Source organism: Rhizobium sp. AG855 (genome assembly GCF_003610655.1).
GTDB lineage: Bacteria > Pseudomonadota > Alphaproteobacteria > Rhizobiales > Rhizobiaceae > Allorhizobium > Allorhizobium wuzhouense.
The window spans coordinates 121,051-131,588 of record NZ_RAQG01000007.1 but is presented as its reverse complement, the minus strand read 5'-3'; the positions used below and the strand labels follow the sequence as shown (position 1 = coordinate 131,588).

The 10,538-nt window shown below is 60.1% G+C and carries 9 protein-coding genes and 1 riboswitch; of the genes, 7 read left to right on the top strand and 2 right to left on the bottom strand.

Annotated features, from left to right (window positions below):
* Nucleotides 1-222, top strand: a 222-nt coding sequence (locus tag DFO46_RS24060) for a hypothetical protein (RefSeq protein ID WP_210210661.1), incomplete at its 5' end; no start/stop codon positions are given.
* A gap of 193 nt (nucleotides 223-415) precedes the next feature.
* Here the strand turns inward: DFO46_RS24060 and DFO46_RS22770 are convergent.
* Entirely contained in the window at nucleotides 416-631 is a 216-nt protein-coding gene (locus DFO46_RS22770; RefSeq protein ID WP_183042007.1) for a hypothetical protein, read from the bottom strand.
* A gap of 152 nt (nucleotides 632-783) precedes the next feature.
* Nucleotides 784-1,003: riboswitch (cobalamin riboswitch) on the top strand.
* A gap of 51 nt (nucleotides 1,004-1,054) precedes the next feature.
* On the opposite strand from DFO46_RS22770, the gene DFO46_RS22765 reads away from it, so the two are divergent.
* The 6 genes from DFO46_RS22765 (at nucleotide 1,055) to DFO46_RS22740 (ending at nucleotide 9,592) form a co-directional block, all read left to right on the top strand.
* Nucleotides 1,055-1,738, top strand: a complete 684-nt coding sequence (locus tag DFO46_RS22765) for an energy-coupling factor ABC transporter permease (protein ID WP_110793713.1) — start codon at nucleotides 1,055-1,057, stop codon at nucleotides 1,736-1,738.
* Between the two features lie 156 nt (nucleotides 1,739-1,894).
* Complete coding sequence (locus DFO46_RS22760; protein ID WP_120279210.1) at nucleotides 1,895-2,851, top strand: phosphoribosylaminoimidazolesuccinocarboxamide synthase; 957 nt, start codon at nucleotides 1,895-1,897, stop codon at nucleotides 2,849-2,851.
* Nucleotides 2,852-2,853: 2 nt separating this feature from the next.
* Nucleotides 2,854-3,519 (top strand): TetR/AcrR family transcriptional regulator, encoded by a 666-nt coding sequence (locus tag DFO46_RS22755; protein WP_110793701.1) that lies wholly within the window; start codon nucleotides 2,854-2,856, stop codon nucleotides 3,517-3,519.
* Nucleotides 3,520-3,666: 147 nt separating this feature from the next.
* The gene (locus DFO46_RS22750) at nucleotides 3,667-4,872 is read left to right on the top strand and encodes an efflux RND transporter periplasmic adaptor subunit (RefSeq protein ID WP_120279209.1); all 1,206 of its coding nucleotides are present in this window, start codon (nucleotides 3,667-3,669) and stop codon (nucleotides 4,870-4,872) included.
* A gap of 40 nt (nucleotides 4,873-4,912) precedes the next feature.
* Nucleotides 4,913-8,029: an efflux RND transporter permease subunit gene (locus tag DFO46_RS22745; RefSeq protein WP_120279208.1), complete on the top strand. Its 3,117-nt coding sequence runs from the start codon at nucleotides 4,913-4,915 to the stop codon at nucleotides 8,027-8,029.
* A 126-nt stretch (nucleotides 8,030-8,155) separates the two neighbouring features.
* Entirely contained in the window at nucleotides 8,156-9,592 is a 1,437-nt protein-coding gene (locus DFO46_RS22740; protein WP_110793698.1) for an efflux transporter outer membrane subunit, read from the top strand.
* 64 nt (nucleotides 9,593-9,656) lie between these two features.
* Here DFO46_RS22740 and DFO46_RS22735 read toward each other — a convergent pair whose 3' ends face one another.
* Nucleotides 9,657-10,475 (bottom strand): MerR family transcriptional regulator, encoded by an 819-nt coding sequence (locus DFO46_RS22735; RefSeq protein WP_183042006.1) that lies wholly within the window; start codon nucleotides 10,473-10,475, stop codon nucleotides 9,657-9,659.
* Between the last annotated feature and the right edge of the window lie 63 nt (nucleotides 10,476-10,538).

Below are 10,538 nucleotides of genomic sequence, written 5' to 3'. Positions count from 1 at the left end.
ACAGACGAGATACAAACCCCGTCAAAAAACCATCCCGCCAAGCCTGAACCCGGCAACCAATCAGCATCGCAGCCAATTTTTAAAGAGGTTTTCTCGCTGAACCAGAGTGCCGCTCGCCTCGTTGGCGCCGCCCTCTCGTTCGGTGAAGCGGCTTATACGGCCACTCCCTTTTGCCGTCAACAGCCAATTGTCAAAAAACTGTCGTTTTTTTCAAGCTATTGATTTTAAATACGAAAATGTGGCGCTTTAAGATGCAGCCTGCACAAACCCGCAGCACCGCTGCTGAACCTTCCCTTTTAGCCCTTTTGAAAGAACCAATTGCCTCCTCAACGGCCTCGACTTCTCGAGCAAGGGGGCCGTGAGCGACGCCGCTGCCCTCTTCTGCCATCAGGACACCACACATCGTCCTGCCACTTCATCCCTTGGTGATAAGGATCAGCAGTACGAACATGGCGGGAACAGCGCAGAGAGCCGGCAGAATGATCGCGGGATATCCAAACGTCACGATGGCCAAGAGCCAAAGCAGCAGCAGATTGACGATGAAGAGCACCTTCGTCGTCGCCGAACCCGCGACAGCCTCCTTCAACATCCAGCCGAAAACCGGCACGTGGTACACCATCCTTGCAATCATTGCGCACACTCCATTCATGAACCTGCCATGCCATCCGCTGTAACGGCAGGGGCCCCGGACCTTCAATGCGTCAAATTGACATTCGGCAATACCGCGTCGCTTTGCCGTGCGCGCAGGTCGCAACAGGCTGGACATGGAGAAGCAGACCAACATACAGTCTCACGCGTGATGGTTCTGCCCCGACAATCCGGAGGGGTGGACGAAGAGGGAATACGGTGAGGATTACCCATCAGGGGCCGAAACCGTGGCTGCCCCCGCAACTGTGAACGGTGAGCGACGTCCGAAGCGCCATTGGCCCGAAAGTGGGCTGATAAGGCGGACTGAAGCCCTGACCCGTGAGCCAGGAGACCTGCCATCGCTTGGCGCCGCATCTGCGGCAATCACTATTCCCGCGCGGTGGGCGCGGACGAAAGGACTTTGGATATGCATATCGAACCCGGCGTCGTCGACGGCGCAAAACTCGCTCTCAGCTACGCAACGGCCGCCCTCTCCTTCGGACTGGTCGGCAAGATGGCCTCGGACAACCTGCGGAAGGATACGAGCGTCGTGAGCCTCGCGGGCCGCAGCCTCGTGACGACCGCTCTCGTCTTCTCCTTCTTCGAGATCCTGCCGCATCATCCTGTCGGCGTATCCGAGGTGCACCTCATCCTCGGCTCGACACTCTTCCTGATCTTCGGCGCTGGCGCCGCCTCGATCGGCCTGGCACTCGGCCTGCTGATCCAGGGCGTATTTTTCGCGCCCTTCGACCTGCCGCAATACGGCATGAATGTCACGACACTGATCGTGCCGCTCTTTGCCCTGTCGAAGCTCGCCGAACGCCTCATTCCGGCGAAGACGGCCTATGTCGATGTCGGCTACAAGCAGGCCTTTCTGCTCTCGACCACCTATCAGGGCGGAATTGTCGCGTGGGTCGCCTTCTGGGCGCTCTACGGCCATGGCTTCGAAGCCGGCAATCTCGCCAGCATCACAACCTTCGGCGCAGCCTATATGACGGTCGTCATTGTCGAACCGCTGGTCGATCTTGCCGTGCTTGCCGCTGCCAAGTCGTGGCGGAAGGCGACCGACAACGGGCTTTTCACGGCGCGACTGCACCATCCCCTGGCCTGATCGCGGCCGACCATCCCGTCTTGACAGCAAAGCGCATGGCCCGGCCATGCGCTTTTTCTTTGAAACCGGTCAGGGATTGCGCTACCGCGAAAGCCGTGAAGGCCAAGCGGCCTCTCTCAACCTCTTCATTGATAGAAAGACCGAGGACAGTTTTCGATGCGCATCCTCTCCGAAGCCCATTACCCGGAACTGCCGAACTATTATCGCGGCAAAGTCAGAGAGAACTATGACCTGCCGGATGGCACGCGCATCATCATCTCCACGGACCGGCTGAGCGCCTTCGACCGGATCCTCACATGCATTCCTTATAAGGGGCAGGTCCTGACCCAGACGGCCCGTTTCTGGTTCGAACAGACGAAGGATATCTGCCCCAACCACGTCGTCGCCTATCCTGACCCGAATGTGGTGGTCGGCAAGCGGCTTGATATCCTGCCCGTCGAGATCGTCGTGCGGGGATACCTCGCCGGCACGACGGGCACATCGATCCTCACTCTCTATAAGAAGGGTGAGCGAAACATGTATGGCATCACCCTGCCCGATGGTCTGCGCGACAACGAGAAACTGCCGGAAGCGATCATCACGCCGACCAGCAAGGAATTCGACGGCGGCCATGACGAGCCCCTCACCCCTGAAGAGATCATCTCGAAAAAGCTACTGACGAACGAGCAGTGGCAAACCCTGTCGCGGTACGCCCTCGCCCTCTTTGCCCGGGGCCAGCAAATTGCCGCCGAACGCGGCCTGATCCTCGTTGACACCAAATATGAGTTCGGCACCGACGAGAACGGCACCATCATTCTCGCCGACGAAATCCATACGCCCGACAGCAGCCGCTACTGGATCGCCGACAGCTACCGGGAAAGCTTCGAGAAGGGAGAACGTCCGAAGAGTTTCGACAAGGATTTCGTGCGCTCCTGGGTCGTTGAACGCTGCGATCCCTACAGGGACGAAATTCCCGAAATTCCCACCGCACTGGTCGAACAGACATCACGTGTCTATATTAATGCCTATGAAGCGATCACCGGCGAGACCTTCGTGCCGGACGACAGCGGTGTTACACCATGGGCACGCGTCCGCAGCAATCTCGCCCCCTATTTCCCGGAGAAGCAGGTATAGGCATGAACGAAATCCCCCGCGCATCTCGGCTGGAGTGCAACTCCACCGTCCCAGACAGCCGCACGGGCAGACGCCCGCGTCGCTCGGCTGAGGAGACGCGGGCGGAAATCCTGAACACGGCGGAGGCCCTGTTCCGCTCGCATGGCTATGCGAACGTGGCCATTGCCGACATCGCCAGTGAACTCGGCATGTCACCGGCCAATGTCTTCAAACACTTTCGGACAAAGACCAGTCTCGTCGACGCCATTGCCACGCGTGCCATTGAACAGACGCTTCAGGTCCTCAAAGGGCTCGATCCCAAGAAGCCGGCGCCTGAGCGCTTGCTGGCGCTGGCCGAACACGTCATGCAGTCGCACCTGACGGAAATCAACGACTCGCCTTACCTCTTCGAAATGATCCTGATCACGGTCAGCGAAGAGCTGGATTGCGGCGAACGCTTTCAGGCCATGATGATCGATACGATCAGCCAGATCATCCAATCCGGCATCGATGAAGGCATCTATGCGGTCTCCGATGTGCCCCGCCTGGCCCGGGCCTCGTTCGACGCCATGATATGTGTGATCCACCCTGTCATGATCGCCCATGAGAAGGCTGATATATTGGCAACACGGTGCCGAGAAGTTGTTGGTCTCATTGATGCTGCACTGCGGTCACCGCTTGCAAAGTGACGAAGTTTAACATACGTCACTTCACGTGGCGAACCGGGATCTCGCAAGGATCACGGGGGTCGAAGATTTGGGTTTCCAAATCATCGGTGTACGACCAGCCCTCGATTTACAGAACCCCGCCCGACTTGCTTTAGTGAGACCTCCCCCATGATGCGACGCCTTAGACTTGCCTCAGCCTTCGCCCTCTGCATCGGCGCGCTCGCCGCCTGCAGCGATTCCAATTCGGCAAAGGCGCCCGGCGGTGAAGGCGGCGAACGTCCTCCGACGGAAGTCCGGGTCGTCGTCATGAAAAAGGCAGCGCATTCTCTGACGACAACGCTTCCGGGCCGCGCATCCGCCTTCCAGACGGCACAGATCAGGCCGCGAGTGAGTGGCGTCATCAAGGAAATCTCCTTCCGCGAAGGAAGTGAGGTGAAGGCCGGCGATCTGCTCTACAAGATCGAAGACGACACCTATCTCGCAGCATTCGCGCAAGCCCAGGCAAGCCTGCGCAAGGCCGAGGCGAGCGTTCCGACGGCCAAATCCAACCTTGCCCGACAGGAGCGCCTGGTCGGCAGTGGCGCGACCGAGATTGCGCTTGAAAACGCACGCGTGACCCTGCTTCAGGCCGAGGCGGATGTCGCTCAGGCCAAGGCGGCACTCCAGTCTGCCGAAATCGAGCTGAAACTCACCGAGATCCGGGCCCCCTTCGAAGGCGTTACGACCGCATCGAGCTACTCCGTCGGCAATGTCGTGACCGCCAACCAATCCGATTCCCTGATGACGCTGCGTCAGCTTGATCCCATCTACATCGAACTGACGGAATCGAGCGTCAACCTGTTGCGTCTGCGCGAGGCGATCAAAGCCGGCCGGGTCAACCGCGAGAACAACGAAACGGCCGACATACGAATGACCCTGGACGACGGTCTCGAATACCCGGTCGTCGGAAAGCTCGACATGTCCGACATGGCCGTGAGCCAGACGACCGGCACCTACTCCATCCGCGCCGTGTTCGACAATCCCGACGACCTGATCCTGCCCGGCATGTATGTGCGTGCGACCGTCAATGTCGGCACCGAAGAAGGTTATCTGATCCCCCAACTCGCAGCCACCCGCGACCCCAACGGCCATCTGACCGCAAAATTCGTGACTGCGGACGGCAAGGTGGAGACGCGCGTCTTCGACCATAGCCAGGTGTCTGGCAACAACTGGCTGGTTGCCTCCGGCATCAATGATGGCGACAAGCTGATTGTCGATGGCTTCCAGTGGATCGGTGAAGGCGCGCCCGTCAAGCCGGTCGAAGCGACAGTCAATGAAAAGGGTCTGGTTGAAATCACCGCGGCGCCGGATGCCGCCCCTGCCGCACAACCTTAAGCGTGCGATAGCAAGGCAACAGAGGCGTTAGGAACCAACCATGGCCAAATTCTTCATCCGTCGCCCGATCTTTGCTTGGGTGATCGCGATCATCATCATGCTCGGCGGTGCGCTCGCAATATCGACGCTTTCCATCGCGCAGTATCCGGAAATTGCACCGACCACCGTTCAGATCTCAGCGACCTACAATGGCGCAAGCGCCGAGACGGTCGAGAAGTCCGTCACGTCGATCATCGAGGACGGCATGACCGGGCTGGACGATCTGACCTACATGACCTCGTCCTCCAGCACCGGGTCTTCCAGTGTCTCGCTGACCTTCGGCAATTCGATCGATCCTGAAATCGCGCAGGTCCAGGTCCAGAACAAGCTGCAACTGGTGCAGTCGCAGCTCCCGGACGTGGTGCAGAGCACTGGTCTGTCAGTGACGCGCTCCACCTCGAGCATCCTGCTTGTCGGCGCGCTGGTCTCGACCGACAGCACGCGCAGCAATGTGGAGCTTGGCGATATCTTCTCCTCGCAGATCGAGGACCAGATCAAGCGTCTCGAAGGCGTGGGCAGCATCGAGGTCTTCGGCACCGGTTACGCCATGCGCGTCTGGCTCGATCCCTACAAGCTGAACAAGTTTCAGCTGACCCCGACCGACGTGACCGCCGCAATCCAGGCGCAGAACACGCAGGTTTCCGTCGGCGCAATCGGCAGCCTGCCGGCCGCCAAGGGCCAGCAGTTGAACGTTACCGTCACGGCCCAGAGCCAGTTGCAGTCGGTCTCGGATTTCGAGTCCATCATCCTGCGCACGGAAACCGATGGCGCCACCGTCCGCTTGAGCGACGTCGCCCGAATTGAAGTCGGTCAGGAAAGCTACTCGACCAACACACGCGCCAACCGCAAGCCGGCGACGGGTTTCGCGGTCAACCTGGCGACCGGAGCCAACGCTCTGGACACGGCAAGCCGCGTGAAAACCGAACTCGACGCCATTGCGCCGTCCCTGCCGCAGAACGTCGAGATAACCTATCCCTATGACACAACCCCCTTCGTCAAACTGTCGATCGAAAAGGTCGTCCACACGCTGATCGAGGCAATCGTTCTCGTCTTCTTCGTTCTGCTGATTTTCCTGCAGAACCTGCGTGCCACGTTCATTCCGATGATTGCAGTCCCGGTGGTTCTGCTCGGAACCTTCGGGATCCTGGCGTTGACAGGTTACTCCATCAATACGCTGACGATGTTTGCCATGGTTCTGGCCATCGGTCTGCTCGTCGATGATGCCATCGTCGTCGTCGAGAATGTCGAGCGCATCATGAGCGAGGAAGGCCTGTCTCCGTTGGAGGCGACCGAGAAGTCGATGGGTGAAATCACCGGCGCCATCGTCGGCATCGCCCTGGTCTTGACCGCCGTCTTCATCCCGATGGCCTTCTTTGGTGGCTCGACCGGTATCATCTACCGCCAGTTCTCCGTGACCATCGTCTCGGCCATGCTGCTGTCGGCTGTCGTCGCGATCGTGCTGACGCCCGCTCTCTGCGCGACCATGCTGAAGCCGATCGACCACCACAAGCAGAAGCGCGGTCTGGCCGGTTGGTTCAACCGAAACTTCGATCGCGCGACTGGCGGCTATGTCTCGTCGATCGCCTACCTTCTGAAGCGTCCCTTGCGCGTTTTGCTCATGTTCGCTGTGGTCATCGGTGGCATGAGCTGGTTCTTCCTTCGCCTGCCTTCGTCCTTCCTGCCGCAGGAAGACCAGGGCGTGCTGATGACGATTGTCCAGCTTCCCAATGGCGCAAGCGTCACGCGAACCGAAGCGATCATTGAAAAGATCGAGGATTATTACCTTGAGAAGGAAAAGGACGCGATCCAGGATGTCTTCGCGGTATCCGGCTTCTCCTTCGTCGGCGCCGGTCAGAACTACGCGCTGGTGTTTGCCAAGCTGAAGGACTTCTCCGAACGCACCGAACCGCAGCTTGCGGCATCGGCGGTCGTCCAGCGGGCCATGGGCTACTTCTTCACTCTGACCGATGCCCAGGTTTTCCCGCTCCAGCCGCCAGCCATTCCGGGTCTCGGCACCTCCAGCGGCTTCTCGATGTATCTTGTCGATAGCGGCAAGCGTGGCACCGAAGCACTGACAGCGGCATCGCAGGCCTTGATTCAGGCCGGCAGCAGCAATCCGAATGTCAGCTCGCTACGCTCCAACAATCCGCCGGCCGAAACGCAGCTGAAGTTCCTGCTCGACCAGGAAAAGATGGGCGCCATGGGCCTCGATATCGCGACGGTCAACAGCATGTTGTCGACCATCTTCGCGGGCCGTGACGTGAACGACTTCACGCTCAACGGCGAATTGAAGCCGGTCTACGTCCAGGGTGATGCGCCGTATCGCATGAGCGAAGACGCCATCAAGGACTGGCATGCGCGCAACAGCAGCGGCGAAATGGTTCCGTTCTCGTCTTTCATCAAGACACAATGGATCAGTGGCGCTCCGACGCTCAGCCGCTTCAACGGTGTCGGCGCAATCTCGCTGGACGGTGCGGCAGGCGCTAATGTGAGTTCCGGCACCGCGATGGACACCATGGAGCAGCTGACTGCGGCTATGGAGGGTGGATACACCGTCGCATGGCAGGGCATCTCCTATCAGGAACGGCTCTCCGGCTCGCAGGCCCCCCTGCTCTACGCGCTCTCGGTCCTGATCGTCTTCCTTTGCCTCGCCGCCCTTTACGAAAGCTGGTCGATTCCCTTCTCCGTCATCATGGCCGTCCCCGTGGGCGTCCTTGGTGCCGTCGCAGCCGCTTCGTTCTTCGGCCAGTCCAACGACGTCTATTTCAAGGTCGGGCTTTTGACGACGATTGGTCTGGCAGCCAAGAATGCGATTCTCATCGTGGAGTTCGCGAAGGACCGCCAGGCGGCTGGAGTGAGTGTCATTGATGCAACACTCGAAGCTGCAAAGCTTCGTCTGCGACCAATCATCATGACGTCACTGGCCTTCATTCTGGGTGTCGTTCCGCTGGCAATTGCCACCGGAGCGGGCTCCGCTGCACAGAATTCCATCGGTATCGGCGTTCTGGGAGGCATGTTCACGGCAACGGCGCTCGGGATCTTCTTCGTACCGTCATTTTTCGTGATCATCCGCAAACTTTTCGGCGGTGCAAAACCACAAGATCCGCTGTCATCGTGAAGATTGACAAACTATGTTAACCAACTATTGCGTAGGCTGCCGGGTTGGCCTGCGTGAGTAATGCGGTCCTCGGCGAGGGTGTTATAACCCCTCAACGACGACCGGGGACGAACACAGGAAAACGTGATGCCATCCATTCGCGCAGCCGCTCCACTTGTAATGCTCCTTCTCTCTGGTTGTGTCGTTGGACCTAATCATGAGACGCCCCAGACGGCACTTCCGGTCAAATTTTCCGAAGGCAGCGCCAGAGCTGCAGGCGACGTTTCGCTGGCGTCCTGGTGGACCGCCTTCAACGACCCGCGGTTGAATAAACTCGTCGAAAAGGGCCTCGCCCAGAACCTCGACGTCCTGCAGGCCATCGAACGCATCACCGCCGCCGAGGCAAATTTTGAAGCTGCAGGTGCTGCCGCGATCCCGCAGCTTACGGTTTCCGGACAGCACCAGGTGTCCGGCAGCAGCGGTACGGGTGATTTCAACGGCACCGGCTCCGGTGGCCAGGACAGCCCGACGCGCAACACGACGACTGGCTCTGCGAATGTGTCATGGCTGCTGGATCTCTTTGGCCAGTATCGCCGCGCCAAGGAAGGTGCAAAGGCATCGCTCGATGGCGCCTATGCCCGTGCCGACGTCGCGAAGCTGACATTCCTCTCGAGCGTTGTCACCGCCTATGTCGACGCTCGCTACTATCAGGAGCGCATCGCGATCGCCCGCAAGAACCTGGCCTCGCGCAAGGAAACGCTCGAACTGACCCGCCTTCAGCTGGAAGCCGGGGCAGCATCGCGTCTCGACGTCGTCCAGTCCGAGGGCCTGGTCAATTCGACGGTCGCTGAAATCCCGTCGCTCGAAATCGGGTTCCGCCAGTCGGTGCACCGCATTTCGCTGCTGCTCGGCCTGCCGGCGACTACCCTTCTCGCGGACCTCCAGAAGGGCGCAGCTCAGCCTTATGCAAGGCGCGGCGTCAACGCCGGCGTCCCGGCTGACCTCATCCGTAACCGTCCAGACATTCGCGCTGCCGAACGCAGCCTGGCCGCCGCCACCGCGGAGGTCGGCGTTGCCGAAGCAGCACTCTATCCGTCCATTACCCTGAGCGGATCGATTTCGCCGAGCTACATCGTGACGTCAGCTGCCAATGGCGGAGTGACCTCGTGGGGCTTTGGCCCCAGCCTGAACCTGCCAATCTTCGACGGCGGCCAGCGTCGTGCCAATGTCAAGGCGCGCGAATCCGCAGCCCGCGAGGCTTACCTCGCCTGGAAACAGACGGTACTCAGCGCTGTCGCCGAGGTTGAAAACGCTCTCGTGGCGGTCAACCGCACGCGCCAGACTGTGTCGGCGTTGACGGCGACCGTTCGCTCTTATGAAGAAGCCTTGTCGCTCGCAACCGCAAGCTATCGCGACGGCGCATCCTCGCTGCTCGACGTGCTCGACGCCCAGCGCAACGTGGCCAGCGCCCAGGCGAACCTGGCCCAGGCTGTGCAGCAGCTTGCAAGCAACTATGTGGCCCTGAACGTCGCGATCGGCGGGGGTTACGCTTGGGACAGCAAGACCGTCGTCGCAAGCAAGTAAGCCGCGCAACGATTACGGAAACCCGGCACCGGAAACGGTCGCCGGGTTTTTTTGTGCCTTGAGATCAGAAGGTGGCTGGCGTGTTGATCCAGATGAGAACCGTCTCACCACTGGAAATGTTGCGCCAGGAATGTGGCCTGCGGCTCTCGAAATAGAAGCTGTCGCCGGCATGCAGTTCGAAGAACTGGTCACCGTCGAGGATAATCTCGAGGCTCCCGGTCAGCATGTGGATGAACTCCTCCCCCTCATGCTGATAGGCGCCCTCGCTGGAGGCCCCGGGCGCCAACTGGAAGCGATTGCACTCCATCTGGTTGCGGCCCTCGGCCAGAACCTGCACGGCCACGCCGGAGGAGGTCGTCGGCCATGACGCCCATCTGCCGTCACGGATAAGGCTCTCCCCGCCCCGACCCTCCTCCTGTCCGCTGAGCGAGGCAAGCGTGGTACCGAGATGCCGGGCCACTTCATGCAAGGCGGTGAAGGAAAGACCTTGCGAGGTCCGCTCGAAGGTTGAAAGCTGAGAGACCGAAACGCCGGTCGCCTGCGCGACTGTCTCGAGAGTCTTGCCCGCCTCACGTCTCAGGCGGCGCATCCTGGTACCCGGCCGGATGTCGCCGCCATCGTCGTCGCTTTCGGTGCCATCCTCATCGACATCAATCGCGCGCTCGCGAAGGGTTTCGCGGATCGCTGCGGGATTAAGGCCCTTTTCGCTCCGGAGCCAGGCTATGTGCTTCAATCGGTCGACCAGGATGCGGTCGTACAGCCGCTGCCCTGTCGGTGTCCGAATGGGCTGGATCAGGTCCTGGCTTTCCCAAAGGCGCAGTGTCGAGGGTGACACCCCCGCCATCCTGGCCGCCTCTGCAATCTTGAACCGGATGTCTTCCACGCTGCCCTCGATCAAATGTCGCAGTCACGGGTGATAATGATGACAAAGCATATTGCAAGTCTA

Excerpts from the sequence above, each read along its gene's own strand:
- DFO46_RS22770 (WP_183042007.1), bottom strand. The coding sequence starts at position 631 with ATGATTGCAAGGATGGTGTACCACGTGCCGGTTTTCGGCTGGATGTTG.
- DFO46_RS22765 (WP_110793713.1), top strand. The coding sequence starts at position 1,055 with ATGCATATCGAACCCGGCGTCGTCGACGGCGCAAAACTCGCTCTCAGC.
- DFO46_RS22760 (WP_120279210.1), top strand. The coding sequence starts at position 1,895 with ATGCGCATCCTCTCCGAAGCCCATTACCCGGAACTGCCGAACTATTAT.
- DFO46_RS22755 (WP_110793701.1), top strand. The coding sequence starts at position 2,854 with ATGAACGAAATCCCCCGCGCATCTCGGCTGGAGTGCAACTCCACCGTC.
- DFO46_RS22750 (WP_120279209.1), top strand. The coding sequence starts at position 3,667 with ATGATGCGACGCCTTAGACTTGCCTCAGCCTTCGCCCTCTGCATCGGC.
- DFO46_RS22745 (WP_120279208.1), top strand. The coding sequence starts at position 4,913 with ATGGCCAAATTCTTCATCCGTCGCCCGATCTTTGCTTGGGTGATCGCG.
- DFO46_RS22740 (WP_110793698.1), top strand. The coding sequence starts at position 8,156 with ATGCCATCCATTCGCGCAGCCGCTCCACTTGTAATGCTCCTTCTCTCT.